Annotated in this window: 10 protein-coding genes; 5 read left to right on the top strand and 5 right to left on the bottom strand. The window is 65.0% G+C overall.

Features of this window, described 5'->3' with window-relative positions; translation table 11 throughout:
• Positions 1 to 21: 21 nt before the first annotated feature.
• The 4 genes from OU800_RS10665 to OU800_RS10650 are packed head-to-tail and all read left to right on the top strand — an operon-like array spanning position 22 to position 4,329.
• Positions 22 to 1,614, top strand: coding sequence for a xylulokinase (locus tag OU800_RS10665; protein ID WP_268183622.1), 1,593 nt, complete (start codon positions 22 to 24; stop codon positions 1,612 to 1,614).
• Positions 1,604 to 2,233 carry a class II aldolase/adducin family protein gene (locus OU800_RS10660; RefSeq protein ID WP_268183621.1) on the top strand — a complete coding sequence of 210 codons (630 nt, stop codon included), beginning with the start codon at positions 1,604 to 1,606 and terminating at the stop codon, positions 2,231 to 2,233. Before OU800_RS10665 ends, OU800_RS10660 begins: the two co-directional genes overlap by 11 nt.
• A gap of 15 nt (positions 2,234 to 2,248) precedes the next feature.
• Positions 2,249 to 3,715, top strand: a complete 1,467-nt coding sequence (locus OU800_RS10655) for an aspartate aminotransferase family protein (protein ID WP_268183620.1) — start codon at positions 2,249 to 2,251, stop codon at positions 3,713 to 3,715.
• A 2-nt stretch (positions 3,716 to 3,717) separates the two neighbouring features.
• Positions 3,718 to 4,329 carry a hypothetical protein gene (locus OU800_RS10650; protein ID WP_268183619.1) on the top strand — a complete coding sequence of 204 codons (612 nt, stop codon included), beginning with the start codon at positions 3,718 to 3,720 and terminating at the stop codon, positions 4,327 to 4,329.
• 20 nt (positions 4,330 to 4,349) lie between these two features.
• Here the strand turns inward: OU800_RS10650 and OU800_RS10645 are convergent, their stop codons facing one another.
• The gene (locus tag OU800_RS10645) at positions 4,350 to 4,640 is read right to left on the bottom strand and encodes a SelT/SelW/SelH family protein (protein ID WP_268183617.1); all 291 of its coding nucleotides are present in this window, start codon (positions 4,638 to 4,640) and stop codon (positions 4,350 to 4,352) included.
• 71 nt (positions 4,641 to 4,711) lie between these two features.
• Here OU800_RS10645 and OU800_RS10640 point away from each other — a divergent pair, with 71 nt between their 5' ends.
• A complete protein-coding gene (locus OU800_RS10640) occupies positions 4,712 to 6,898 on the top strand; it encodes a patatin-like phospholipase family protein (RefSeq protein ID WP_268183615.1) in 2,187 nt (728 codons plus the stop codon).
• Between the two features lie 988 nt (positions 6,899 to 7,886).
• Here the strand turns inward: OU800_RS10640 and OU800_RS10635 are convergent.
• The 4 genes from OU800_RS10635 to recQ all read right to left on the bottom strand — a co-directional run bounded on the left by OU800_RS10635 (position 7,887) and on the right by recQ (position 14,263).
• Positions 7,887 to 10,052 (bottom strand): FimV/HubP family polar landmark protein, encoded by a 2,166-nt coding sequence (locus OU800_RS10635; protein ID WP_268183613.1) that lies wholly within the window; start codon positions 10,050 to 10,052, stop codon positions 7,887 to 7,889.
• A 305-nt stretch (positions 10,053 to 10,357) separates the two neighbouring features.
• Entirely contained in the window at positions 10,358 to 10,792 is a 435-nt protein-coding gene (locus tag OU800_RS10630) for a MarR family transcriptional regulator (protein ID WP_268183611.1), read from the bottom strand.
• A gap of 110 nt (positions 10,793 to 10,902) precedes the next feature.
• Positions 10,903 to 12,063 (bottom strand): diguanylate cyclase domain-containing protein, encoded by a 1,161-nt coding sequence (locus OU800_RS10625; RefSeq protein ID WP_442964749.1) that lies wholly within the window; start codon positions 12,061 to 12,063, stop codon positions 10,903 to 10,905.
• A gap of 61 nt (positions 12,064 to 12,124) precedes the next feature.
• Entirely contained in the window at positions 12,125 to 14,263 is a 2,139-nt protein-coding gene (gene recQ / locus OU800_RS10620) for a DNA helicase RecQ (protein WP_268183609.1), read from the bottom strand.
• Between the last annotated feature and the right edge of the window lie 7 nt (positions 14,264 to 14,270).

Below are 14,270 nucleotides of genomic sequence, written 5' to 3'. Positions count from 1 at the left end.
AATGAAAAAGAGGCGGCCACGGTGACTCACGACACGCGATTGGTCTTGGCGGTAGACCTCGGCAGCTCAGGCTGCAAGACCGCACTGGTGGGCCTCGATGGCCGCGTCAGGGCCTTTGCCTTTCGCCCGGTACAGACCCATGTGCTGGCCGGCTCAGGCGTCGAACAATGCCCGGAAGACTGGTGGCAGGCGCTGCTCGACAGCGCCGCCGAAGTGCTCGACAGCACCTCGGCGCACAAGGCCGTGGTCGCCATCTGCTGCTCCTGCCAGGGTGAAGGCACGGTGCCGGTGGATCGCGATGGCCAGCCCCTGGCCCGCGCCCTGCTGTACATGGACATGCGCGGCCAGGACGCGGTCAGGCGCCAGGTCGGCGGTATCCTGCCGCGCGTGGCCGGCTACGACCCCATCAAGCTGTGGCACTGGCTGCGTCTGACCGGCGGCGCACCGGCCCTTTCCGGCAAGGATCCGTTCGGCCATATCGCCTTCATCCGCGATGCCATGCCCGAGCTGTATGCGCGCACCGACAAGTTCCTCAACGTCCTCGACTTCATCAACCTGCGCCTGAGCGGGCGCATCGCCTCCACCGTCGATTCGGCGCTGACCACCTGGGTCACCGACAACCGCGACCCCGGCAACATCCGCTACCACGACGGTCTGCTGCGCATGGCCGGCCTGCAACGCTCGCAGCTTCCCGAGCTGGTGCGCTGTTGCGAGGTGCTCGGCGAGCTGCGCAAACCGGTGGCCGAACGCCTCGGGCTGGGCGTCGGCCTGCCGGTGGTGGCCGGCGCCGTGGACACCACCGCATCGGCCATGGGCTCTGGCGCCGTACGCGACAACGCCCTGCATCTGTACATCGGCACTTCGTCCTGGATCGGCGCCCACGTACAGAAGAAGAAAACCGACGTCCTGCGGCAGATCGCGGCCCTGCCCTGCGCCCTGCCGGATCGCTACATGATGATCGCCATGCAGTCGGCAGCCGGCGCCAACCTCAGCTTCCTGCGCGACCGCATCCTCTACGCCAAGGACGCGCTGCTGCAGAACGAAGCCGGCCCGGACGTCTACCGCATCCTCGACGAAGTGGCCGCCAGCGTCCCGGCTGGCGCCCGTGGCCTGCTCTACCTGCCCTGGCTGATGGGCGAGCGCAGCCCGGTGGACGACGGCAACCTGCGCGCCGGCCTGGTCAACATGACCCTGGAACACGCCCGCGAGGACATGGTGCGTGCCTTCCTCGAAGGCGTTGCCCTAAACACCCGCTGGATGATGGAGGCGGTGGACGGCTTCATCGGCCAGCCATCCGAGGAAATCACCCTGGTCGGCGGCGGTGGCCAGTCCGAGGTCTGGTGCAGGATCTTCGCCGACGTGCTCGGGGTCACGGTGCACCTGCCGCAACACCCCATTCAGGCCAATGCCCGCGGCGCGGCCTTCATCGCCGGCATCGGCATCGATGCCATGGCCGTCGGCGACATTCCCGAACGGGTCGAGATCCGTCGCTCGTTCCAGCCCGACCGCCTCAACGCCGAGCGCTACGCCAGCAGCTACGCCAATTTCCGCGCCGCGCACAAGGCGCTGGCGCCCTTCTACGCACACCTGCATCGAGGTACTCATGACGCTTGAACAACGGGCCAGGGAGGTCATCGTACGCACGGCCGTGACCCTGGCCGACCAGGGTTTTCTCGCCGGCATCGGCGGCAACCTGGCCTTGCGCATCGACGCCGAGCGCTTCGCCGTCACCCCTTCGGCGAGCGACTACTACAGCATGCGCCCAGCCGACATCTGCATCCTGCGCCTGGACAGCCTCGAGCAACTTTCCGGCGAGGGCTCGCCCTCGGTGGAAAGCGGCCTGCACGCCAGGATGTTCAAGGCCCGGCCCGACTGCCAGGCCAGCGTGCACACGCACCAGCCCATCGCCAGCGCCTTCACCCTGCTCGGCCGCCCACTGCCGATCAGCGGCCAGCAGGCGCGCCAGGTCATCGGCCCGCAAGCGCCGATGTGCGCCTACGGCCCGTCCGGCTCCGGCCTGCTGTCCTGGCTGGTGAGCCGCCGTGTGCGCCCGCATCTCAACGCCTACCTGATGCGCAACCACGGCGCCATTGGTGTGGGCATCACCATGGATCAGGCCTGCCAGGTCATGCGCCTGCTCGAAGAGGAAGCGCACGCCTGGTTCTGCCGCGCCCTGCGCGCCAACCCCCAGCACTCCGCCAGTCAGTTCGCACTGGCCACTCTGACCGATTGACCGAGGATAATCCCCATGAACGCTTCCACCCCGATTCCGCAGACCGCCTCCGGCATCTCCCAATGGCCGGACACCGATGCCGTCGACGCTCGCCTCAAGGCGCTGATCAAGCAGCCAATCCGGCCGATCCGCCGCGAGCATATGGACAAGGTGCACGACTATTTCAACAGCAAATGCGCTACCTCCAAGGCGCTGGCCAGCGCTGCCGGCCAGTTCATCCCTGGCGGCATCCAGCACAACCTGGCCTTCAACTACCCCTTCCCGCTGGCCATGAAGAGCGCCCAGGGCGCACATCTGGAAGATGTCGACGGTAACCGTTACATCGACTTTCTCCAGGCCGGCGGGCCGACCCTGCTCGGCAGCAACGACCCGGTGGTGCAGGAAAAGGTCATCGAGACCCTGCGCGAATGCGGCCCCTCCACCGGCCTGCTGCACGAGTACGAGGTCAAGCTGGCGGAGCTGGTCTGCCGCCACATGCCCTCGGTGGAGATGTTCCGCATGCTCGCCTCCGGCACCGAGTCGGTAATGGGCGCGATCCGCCTGGCGCGGGCCTATACCGGCAAGAAATGGGTGATCAAGATCGGCGGCGCCTACCACGGCTGGAGCGACCAGATGGTCTACGGCATGCGCATCCCCGGCACTGGCCGGCGCGAGGCCGTGGGCATCCCTGGTGGCGCGACGCACTACACCCAGGAAAGCTTCCCCAACGACCTCGCCGCCATCCGCCGTCGCCTCTGGATCAACCGCCTGCGCGGCGGCACCGCGGCCATCATCGTCGAGCCGCTCGGCCCGGAAAGCGGCACCCGCCCGGCACGCAAGGACTTCAACGCCAACCTGCGCAAGCTGTGCGACGAGTTCGGCACCCTGCTGATCTTCGACGAGGTGGTCAGCGGCTTCCGCGTCGGCATGGGCGGGGCCCAGGGGTATTTCGGCGTCATGCCGGATCTGACCATCTTCGGCAAATGCCTGACCGGCGGTTACCCCATGGCCGGCGGCATCGGCGGCCGCCGCGAGGTGATGATGCTGTTGGCCGGCGGTATCGGCGGCAAGCAGACCAAACGCGCCTTCGTCGGCGGCACCCTGACCGCCAACCCGCTGTCCTGCGTGGCCGGTTACCACAGCCTGGTGGAGATGGAAAAACGCAACGCCCCGGCCGTGGCCGGGCGCGCCGGTGACCGCATGACCGCCGGCCTGAACGAGATCGTAAACCGCCTCGGCCTGCCCTATGTGGTCTACAACCAGGGCTCGGTGGTGCACCTGCAGACTTCCGGCGTGTTGCTGCTCAACGTGCGTAACCCGATCCAACTGATGCGCGAAGTCAACCCGCGCAAGCACATGATGGAAGAAATGGGCGCCGCCTACATGGCCCACGGCCTGGTGACCCTGGCCGGCAGCCGGCTGTACACCAGCGCGGCGGATACCGATGACATCGTCGACGAGGCGCTTAACCGCTTCGAGGACGTCTTCAAACTGGTGGTGTGAGCATGCAAGAAGAAATCATCCAGGCCGCCTCACGCTTGAGCGGCAAGGGCCTGCTCAACCGCAGTGGGGATGCGCTGTCGCTGCGCATTCCCGGCCAGGGGCAGATGCTCTTCGTCGAACCTGGCGAGCTGCCTCGCACGCTGGAGCTGGCCAACCCAGGCAATGGCACCGCCGCCCTGCACGCCCAGGCCTATCGCCTGCGCCAGGATGCCGGGGTCATCGCCTCCCTGAGCCCACGCTGGAGCCTGCAGTTGCAAGGCCTGGGCGAAGCCATGCCAGGCATCTTCGACGAACAGGCACGGCACCTCGGACACTGCTGGCAACCCACCCGTGCCGAGCACCTGCAGGCGGCCCTGGCCAAGGGCGGCAACGGCGGCCTGGTGGACGGACGCCTGCTGATCCTCGGCGTGACCCGCAACCGCATGCTGTTCAATGCCGAGCTGTTCGAGAAATGCGCCATGGCCTACGTGCTGGCGCGACTCGGCGGTGGCCAGGTGCGGAAGCTGCCGTGGATCGTGCGCTACGTGGCTGGCAACCGCCTGCTCAAGGACGAGGCCCGAGCTGCGCTCAGCCACAGCCTGGGCCAACGCAGCGCCGAGCCCAGCGGTTATTGAGGCACAGCCACGACGGCCGCTCAGTGGGTGACGCGGTCGTTGTGGCCCAGATCACGGCCTGGGTCGATCAGGTCGCGCACGCGCTGCTTGAGCACCTTGGCCTCGGGGAAGCCGCCGTCGGCCTTGCGCTCCCAGATCTGCACGCCATTGCAGAGGATGCGAAAGGTGCCACCGCTGCTCGGCTCCAGGCTGACTCGGCCCAGCTCCTCGGCGAAGGTGCTGAGCAACTCCTGAGCCAGCCAGGCGGCACGCAGCAGCCACTGGCACTGGGTGCAATAGGTAATGACGATTTCCGGCTTGTGATCGGACATGGGCGGGCTCGGTATGGCGAAGCGGATGCCTATAATAGCCGCCTTTGCGTTCGCCTCATCCGGTATTCGTCATGTCTCGTCTGCTTGCCCTGTTGCTCACCCTCTCCACACTGCTCGGCCTGCCAGCCATGGCCGAGGAACGCGTCGGCCTGGTGCTCTCCGGTGGCGCCGCCCGTGGCCTGGCGCACATCGGCGTGCTCAAGTCGCTGGAGCGTCAGGGCATTCGCATCGATGCCGTGGCCGGCACCAGCATGGGCGCCATCATAGGCGGCCTGTACGCCTCGGGTTACAGCGTCGAGGAGCTGCAGCGCCTGGCCCTGGAGCTGGACTGGCAGCAGGCGCTGTCCGACTCGCCGCCACGGGAGGACGTGCCCTTCCGCCGCAAGCAGGACGACCGCGACTTCCTCATCAAGCAGAAACTCAGCTTCCGCGACGACGGTAGCCTCGGCCTGCCGCTGGGCATGATCCAGGGGCAGAACCTGGCCATGCTCCTGGAGAGCCTGCTGGTGCATCGCAGCGACACCCGCGACTTCGACCGCCTGCCCATACCCTTCCGCGCCGTGGCCACCGACATCGCCACCGGCGAGCAGGTGATCCTACGCAGCGGCCACCTGCCCCAGGCGATGCGCGCCAGCATGTCGATCCCGGCGGTGTTCGCCCCGGTGGAGCTGGACGGCCACCTGCTGGTGGACGGCGGCATGGTCAACAACATCCCCATCGACGTGGCGCGGCAGATGGGCGTCGACCGGGTCATAGTGGTGGATCTCGGCACGCCCCTGCGCCCGGTGAAGGAGCTGGTCACCGTGGTCGACGTGATGAACCAGTCGATCACCCTGATGACCCGCAAGAACTCCGAAGAGCAGCTCAAGACCCTGACCACCAACGACCTGCTGATCACCCCGCCCCTGGCCGGTTTCGGCGTGGCCGACTTCGACCGCGCCGAGCAGATGATCGATGCCGGCTACCGCGCCACCGAGGCCCTGGCCGAACCCCTGGCGCGCTTCGCCCGCCCGGGAGGTGGCAACCCAGCGCTGGCCGTGGCCCGTTCGCGCGAGCAACGCAACCCGCTGATCCGCGAAATCCGCGTGGTCAACGATTCCAAGGTGGGTGACGCGGTGATCCTCAGCCACATTCGCCAGCCGCTGAACCAGCCGCTGGATCTCGAACGCCTGCAGAAGGACATGGGCACGCTCTACGGCCTGGACTACTTCGAGCGCGTGCAATACCGCATCACCCCGCTCAAGGATCGCGGCAGCGCACTGGTGATCGACGCCCGCGGCCGGCGCACCGGCACCGACTACCTGCGTCTGGGCCTGAACCTGGCCGACGACATGCGCGGCGACAGCGTCTTCAACATCGGCGCCAGCTACCGCATCAACGGCATCAACGAACTGGGCGCCGAGTGGCTGACCCGGGTGCAACTGGGGGATCGCCAGGAGCTCTACAGCGAGTTCTACCAACCACTGGATTCCGGCTCGCGCTACTTCGTCGCGCCTTATCTGTCCGCCGAGGCGCGCAACATCGAATCCATCCTGGATAACGACCCCATCGCCGAGTACCGTCTGGAACGTTACGGCTATGGCCTGAATCTGGGCCGGCAGATCGCCAACAACGGCGAGATCCGCTTCGGCATCGGCCAGGCCTGGGGCGAAGCGGACGTGCGGGTTGGTGAGCGCGATCTGCCCAGCTTCAGCTTCAGCGAGGGCTACTACGAACTCAAGTACTCCTTCGACACCCTGGACAACGTCGACTTCCCCCGCCAGGGTGAGGAGATCGGCCTGCTGCTGCGCCAGTACGACAAGAGCCTGGACTCCGATCAGGACTACCGCCAGTGGGAGCTGGAGCTGAACAAAGCCTTCAGCCACGAGCGCAACACCTGGATCTTCGGCGGCCGCTATGGACGCACCCTGGACGAAGCCGACGTGGTCACCTCCGGCTTCGTCCTCGGTGGTGCCCAGGAGCTGTCGGGCTTCCGCCAGGATGCCCTGAGCGGGCAGAACGTGGCGCTGGCGCGCCTGGTCTACTACCGCCGCCTGACCCAGCACTCGTTGCTGCCATTGGACTTCCCGCTGTACCTGGGTCTGTCGCTGGAGCGTGGCCGCGCCTGGAACAACGACAATGCCTTCGACAGCGGCTACATCAACGCCGCCAGCGTCTTCCTCGGCCTCGACACGCCACTCGGCCCGCTGAATTTCAGTTATGGGTTCAACGATGAGCGGGAAAAGGCGTTGTATCTGAATCTGGGTAAGAGTTTTTGATGCCAGAGGGTTGAGGGTTCTGATACTGGACTGGGGAGTTTCTGGTTGCTCGGTGTTTTGGACGCCGCTGCGGTGTATTCAGAGATTCCGGGTTTCGCCCCCTCGGGCGACTCACTTTTCTTTGAAATCGGAATGCCGCCCAGCGCAAAGAAAAGTAAGCAAAAGAAACGCACCCCCGCCATCCGGAACTAGGCGTCCCCGTCATGCTTCGCTCGACTTCCCTCACTCCGGCACTGCTCCGGGGTCGGCGTACATGGGCCATCCCTGGCCCATTACGCCTCTCGCGGCATCCATGCCGCTCGCCCCCTGCGCAATGCCTACGTTCGGCCTCCTGAAGGGGGAATTTGCGCGCCTGAACGAACTGGCATGCCAGGTGTTGCACGCAGTGTTCTGGTGAAGTCGCGATGGGGCGTCGAGTTAAACCAAAACTTTCATTCATGTAGTTTCATTCGCCTGGATAGCTTGCCGGCTTTCAGCCGGCATTCTGGTCAGCCCTAAGGCTGACCCATGTTCAAGCACTCCACGCCAATTCTGGGTTACCTAGGGTTCAGACGCGTGCAGAGCCCGCCCAGGAGGGCGAACGGAGTCGCCGTGGAAGAGGTTGAGCGACATGGATGTCGCGAGAGCCGCGATGGGCCAGGGATGGCCCACCGTCGGTGGGCCGCATCCGGTCGGGCCTCTGGAGCGGCGATGGAGTGAGCGAACCCTCGCGCAGCGAGGGCCGGATGAAAGGGCGGAGGTTTTGGTTACTTTTGCCCCAAAAGTGACTCGCCCGGGAGGGCGAAACAGGAAACATCAGCAGAACGCCAATAAGCAGCCTGAACACCGAAAATCACCGAGCACTCACACAAACTTCCCAGTCCAGTATCACGCCCCACCCAATACACCGCCCAATAAGAAAACCCGATGCCAGAACCTGCATCGGGTTTTCTAGAGAGCCCTCGAGGAACTCAGACGTTCAGGTCAGGCGCCCCCCGAACAGCGGGAGTCAGGCGATCTCAGCGAGTAGCTGGCGCGCGGCCTGCTTTTCCTGCTCGTCCCCCTCGTCGATCACCTCGTTGAGGATGTCGCAGGCCTGCTCGATATCGCCCTGCTTGATGTAAGCCAGCGCCTGGTTGAGCTTAGTCATGTGTTCGGGATCACCGGCCAGCTCTTCGATATCCATGCCATGCAGCGGCGGCTCTTCGCCCTCATCGAAGGCGTCGAGGAACTGCTCGTCGAGCACGTATTCGTCCACCGGGGCAGCCTCGGCTGCGGCGTGTTCTTCGTCCATCTCGAAGACCTGGGGCAACTCCTGCAGGTTGCTGGAGAAATGCTCATCGACTTCGGCTTCCTGAGCCTCCTGCTGCGCTTTCTTCTTCAGCCGTTCAGGGGTTTCGGCCTTGAACGGGCTGACCAGATCCCAGTCGGCATCCAGCGAGAAGTCATCGAGGTTGAGCTGGTAATCGCCGTCGACCAGCGGCTCCGGCGCGACTGCCTGATGGCTCGCGGCAGCCACGGCAGAAGCGGATGCGACGGCAGAGTTGGAGAAGTAACGCGCCCGGATCGGTTCGATTTGCGCAGCCGGAACCCCCAACTCGAGCAGCGCCTTTTGCTGATCAAGGAAAGCCGGCTCATCGGCCAGCTCACCGTACACCTCGCACAGGCGCAGACGCAGATCGGTACGCTGCGGATGCTGTTCGATGGAACGGCGCAGAGCACTGGCGGCCTCGGCGAAACGGCCATAGGCGATGTAGACATTGGCCCCCTCCAGCGGATCGGGCTCAGCCACCGGCTGAGCGGCCACCGCGCGGCTGACCGGCGCGGGTACAGGTTCGGCAACGGCAGCCGCAGGTGTCTCCTTGACCGGTTCCGAAGGCTGTTCTTCGGCCTTGCGCCGATAGGCCACCAGCAAGCCGAACAGAGCCAGACCAAGCAGTGGCAAACCAGCCACCAGCCAGAAACTCCAGCCTAGGGTCGAGCTGTTGGCAGCGGCGTCGGTTTCTGCCTGCGTCGCAGCCTCGGCTGGCGGGCGCTGCGCCACCTCCTGGGAGATCGCCTGCAACTGGCGATCCTTTTCCGCCATCTGCTGGCGTAGCTCTTCCAACTGGCTCTGCATCTGCGCCAGTGCCGACTGCAACTGGGCGTTCTGCTCGGATACTTCCTGCAATTGCTCGTTGACCTGGGCCACCGCCTCGCTGGGCATGGCCGGCGCCACACCGGGAACGACCTCGGCAGACGGGGCTCCCACCACCTGTTCGGCAGGGCTGTCCTGCACGGCATTGGTGGTATCTGCGGCAGGTGCTTCGGGCGTCACGGTAGCCGACGCAGGGGCCTGCACCGCTGGTTCTGTGGCAGATGATGTAGCTGGCTGCGTGACTGGCGCCTGCACCGCTGGAGCCGTGGCAGAGGGTGTAGTGGGCTGCGCGACTGGAGCCTGCCCCACTGGCGCAGCGGCAGGTGCGGCAGAATCCGGCAACAGCAGGTTCTGATCGACCCGCAGGCGATTTCGATTGCCCCCGACGAAAGCGCTCTGGTTGAGAGCGAAGATATCCTCCATCAGCGCTTCGCGGCTGGCCGGGCTGCCGGCCTTGACCAGACTGGAGGCGATGCGCCAGAGGCTGTCGCCACGCTGCACGCGGTAACGCTGGCCCAGAATGGCTGGCGGCATTCTGCTCGGCATGGGGGTCTTGTTCGTCGTGGCCACGGCGACAGCCTTGGGCGCGGACGCCTGCGGCACCGCAGCGATGCTGGCTGCGCTGCTGCTGTAGGCCGTCGAACCGGGCGGGTCGAGCAGTACGGTGTACTCGCGATAGAGCTGGCCGTTGGGGCGCGCCACCTCGACGATGAAGTTCAGGTATGGCTCGCGTACCGGCTTGCTGGACACCACCCGAATGACATTGCGCGAACCATCGAGAATCGGCGTGAAACGCAGGTCGTTGAGGAAATAGAAACGCTCGACCCCAGAACGCGTGAAGACATCGGCAGGCGCCAAGCGCACCTTCATGTCCGAGGTGCTCAGGTCACCGACCTGCAGCAACTCGATCTCGGCATCCAGCGGCTGACTCAGCGCAGAGTGCAGGGTGATCTCGCCCAACCCTAATGCCGGCACCATACCGGAATAGAGAGCGGAGCCCGAGGCCACTCCCAAAACCAACTGACGCATCCGAGCCATTTGACCTCCACGGTTTACACTTCGCACAGCACCTTCGGACTTCCTGTCATGGCTTTCCCTTGCCAGAAGAGTAGCTTACGAAACGATAGGACAGCACTTCAGGAGCGCAGAAGCCTGTTGGCCTCGCCTCACTCCAGTGACGACTGCTTCACAAAACAGCACAATGCCACCAGTTTGCCGACGAAAGCCAGGCACCATCAAGCGCTTTATGTCAAAAAATGGACACCAAAACCACCGGCCTGCCGAATGGTTGTGCTTACTCTTTGGTTTGGCGAGCAATTGCTCAGTTACGACGAGCCGCCCATTCACGACTTCTGCAGGTTGGCCAGAACCCGGGCATGCACCTGCTGGCAACGACGCAGATCCTCTTCGTCAATACCAGCAAAGACCTCCTGACGTAGCTGGGTGGAAATCGCCTCGATCTTCTCGATCAACGGCTGCGCCTTGGGCTGCAATGCCACCTTCTTCGCTCGGCGATCTTCGGGTACCGCCACGCGGCTCACCAGCCCCTGCGCTTCCAGGCTGTCGAGCAGGCGCGCCAGGGTCGGCCCCTCGACGCAGACGCTCTGCGCCAACTCTCGCTGGGTGGGCATTTCCGCGAAACGTGCCAGGTGCAACAGCACCAGCCAGCGTGCCTGGGACAGGCCAAGGCCAACCAAACGGCGGTCGAGTTCGGAGCGCCAGGCGCGTGACAGTTGAGCGACTTGCATGGCGAAACGATGTTGATCAGGGTAGGACATGAGTGAATCGGCTCTTACAAAGGTCAAAAACTAATTATTAGCCAGCTAGCCATAACCTCGGCTTCAGAGCAAGCCTGCCTTTTGTCGCGGCGCGTTTCAGATGCTGCGGATCAGCTCGCTACCCGGTCACGACCGAAGGCCTTGGCCTCGTAGAGGGCACGGTCAGCATGGGCATACAGGTGACTGAGTTCCTGGCCGCTGCCCGGGGTGATGGCCGCGACGCCGATGGACAGGCTCAGCACCTGGGCGGTATCCGAAGCCAGGTGCTCGATGGCCGCCTCGGTAACGGACTGGCGCAAGGACTCGGCGCGCAGCAGGGCTTCCTCGGCGTTGATGTCGAACAGCAACAGGCCGAACTCCTCGCCCCCCAGGCGTACCGCCATATCCAGTGGCCTGCGGGCAGCCTGCTCGATCAGGGCGCCAACCTGCTGCAAGGCGCGATCGCCGGCCTGATGGCCATAGCGGTCGTTGTAGGCCTTGAAATGGTCGATATCGCAGAGCAGCAGGGCCAGGGACTGGCCATTGCGCTGCGCTTGCCGCCAAATGCGCTCGAAATGGCGGTTGAAGCTGCGCCGATTGTGCAAGCCGGTGAGGCTGTCGTGATCGGCCAGCAACTGCAGCAGGTTGCTGACCAGAAAATGCTCGCGCGACTTGTATTCCAGCAGATAGCAGCCGACCGCCCCCATCAGGTTGCCGACCACCAGCAGCAACAGGTTGTTGAGCAGACGCGCTGGTGGCAAGCCAGCCCAGATCTCGACCAGGACGTACACCAGCAGCACCAGCGATGCGCAGATCACCGCCTCGGTGAGGCGCAACCCCACCAGGAAGTAGGCGGCCATGCTCACCAGAAACAGGCCTTCATAGGGGTAATGCGGGTCGACCCGGTGTGCGATGCCGATGTCCAGCGCAGTGCCGATGCCCAGCGCCAGGATGCACAGCAGGCTGAGCGGCTGCAGCAGATGGAAATGTCGGCGCTGCAGGATCAGCGCGCCACAGACCAGCAGGATGATCAGCACCAGCAGACGCACAGCGAGCATCCACCACAGGTGCACACCCTGGATCATGAAGCTGTCCAGCACCGCCAGTACCACCCAGATGAGCACCCCCATGCTCAGGGCGATACGCTTGAGCTCGAAAAGCTCTTCCAGCAGATGGGTTCGATATTCGGCCTCCAGCCCACGGACGAAACGCAGGCCACGGAAACCCATGTTCAACTGATCGGCATAGGGACTGGGGCGGATGTCGTTGAGCCAAGCGCGATAGGTCGGCACAGGTATCTCACTCTACGGGAGCTTCAGCATACCTTAGCAGGGTACGGGCAATGACAGAACGTCAGCCCTCGAATTCCGCCTGCAAGGCGGCCCGCACGCAATGCAGAACGGCCTCCGGCACCTGCCCGGCGAACAGCGGCGCGATGGCGCTGACCGGGGGCAGTTCGCCCTCGCCGTCGAGGAAGGCGTCCTGGATCTCGCCGAGCAGTTCCTCGGGCAGATCCAGCGCCTGCTCCAGGCTCAGTTGCTGCTCGCCGATGGCTTCGGCCAGCAGGCTGTAGACGTTGCGCTCGCTGCAGTTCAGCTGACTGGCGATCTGCGCCGGGGTCATGCCGGCACGGGCCAGGCTGACCAGTTCATGACGCAGATCGGCGACCGGCGCGGGCGCAGGCGCTTCTTCGCTGCCGTTGAGCACATCGAGAAAGGCCTGGCCGTAGCGCTCCAGCTTGCGCGCACCGACACCGCTGACCTCGGCCATTTCGCTCAGCGAGCCAGGCTGGCTGCGCAGCATCTCCAGCAGCGTGGCATCGGGGAAGATCACGTAGGGCGGCACGCTGTGCTCCTCGGCCAGCTTGCGTCGCAGGCTGCGCAGCGCCTCCCACATCTCGCGTTCATGGCTGCGCACCAGTTGGCTGGCAGCACTACCGGAGGACGAGGCCTTGGCGCTCTGCGCCGGCTTGGGATCGTGACGCAGTTGCAGGCTCACCTCGCCACGCAGCAAGGGCCGGCAGGCCTCGGTCAGGCGCAGGCCGCCGAAGCCTTCCAGGTCGACGTCGGCCAGGCCGCGCGCCACCAGTTGGCGGAACAGGGTGCGCCATTCGCTCTCGCTGCGTGCCTTGCCCATGCCGAACACCGCCAGGTGCTGATGACCGGCGCTGCGAATCTTTTCGTTGTCACGCCCGAGGAGGATGTCCACCAGATGGCCGACGCCATAGCGCTGGCCACTGCGGTAGATGGCCGACAAGGCCTGGCGCGCGGCCTCGGTGGCATCCCAGGTCTGTACGTCATCGATGCAGTTGTCGCAGTGCCCACAAGGCTGGGGCAGTTCCTCGTCGAAATAGGCCAGCAACGCCTGACGCCGACAGCGTGGCTCCTCGCACAGCGCCAGCATGGCGTCGAGCTTGTGCTGCTCGATGCGCTTGTGGCGCTCGTCACCCTCGGAATTGGCCAGCATCTGCTTGAGAAAGATCACGTCCTGCAGGCCGTAGGCCATCCAGGCGTCGGCCGGCAGCCCATCACGGCCAGCGCGGCCGGTTTCCTGGTAGTAGGCCTCCAGCGACTTGGGCAGATCGAGATGGCAGACGAAGCGCACGTTGGGCTTGTCGATGCCCATGCCGAAGGCGATGGTGGCCACCATGATCAGCCCTTCCTCGTTGAGGAAGCGCTTCTGGTGATAGGCACGCAGGTCATTGGCCAGCCCGGCGTGATAAGGCAACGCCGGGTAGCCCTGGGCACTGAGGAATTCAGCCACCTCCTCCACCTTCTTGCGCGACAGGCAGTAGACGATGCCGGCATCGCCTTTGCGCGGGGCGAGGAAGGTCAGCAACTGCTTGCGCGGATTGTCCTTGGGTTGGATGCGATAGAAGATGTTCGGCCGGTCGAAGCTGGAAAGGAAGCGCTCGGCGTCGTTCAGGTGCAGACGCTGGACGATCTCCTCGCGGGTGCGCTTGTCCGCCGTGGCGGTCAGGGCGATACGCGGCACCTGCGGGAACAGCTCGGCAAGCTGGCCGAGCTGCAGGTATTCCGGGCGGAAATCGTGGCCCCATTGCGACACACAATGGGCCTCGTCGATGGCGAACAGGGCGATTTGCAGATACTGCAGGAAGCTCAGCATGCGCGGCTGCACCAGGCGCTCGGGGGCCAGGTAGAGCATCTTGATCTCGCCGCGGCGGATGCGCTCGGCTATCTCGCGCTGCTCCTCTGCGCTCAGGGTGGAGTTCAGCGCCACAGCGGCCACACCCAGCTCGTCGAGGGTGGCGACCTGATCGTCCATCAGCGCGATCAAGGGCGACACCACCACCGCCAGGCCCTCGCGCATCAGCGCCGGCACCTGGAAGCATAGCGACTTGCCACCGCCGGTGGGCATCAGCACCAGGGCATCGCCGCCAGCGGCCACACGCTCGATGATCGCGGCCTGGTTGCCACGAAAGGCGTCGTAGCCGAAAACGTCTTTGAGAATGCGCATGGCGTGGTCGAGCATGAAGGCC

This window comes from Pseudomonas sp. GOM7 (assembly GCF_026723825.1).
Taxonomy (GTDB): domain Bacteria; phylum Pseudomonadota; class Gammaproteobacteria; order Pseudomonadales; family Pseudomonadaceae; genus Aquipseudomonas.
Note: the sequence above shows the minus strand (reverse complement) of the source record. Positions and strands in the feature narration are given on the sequence as shown.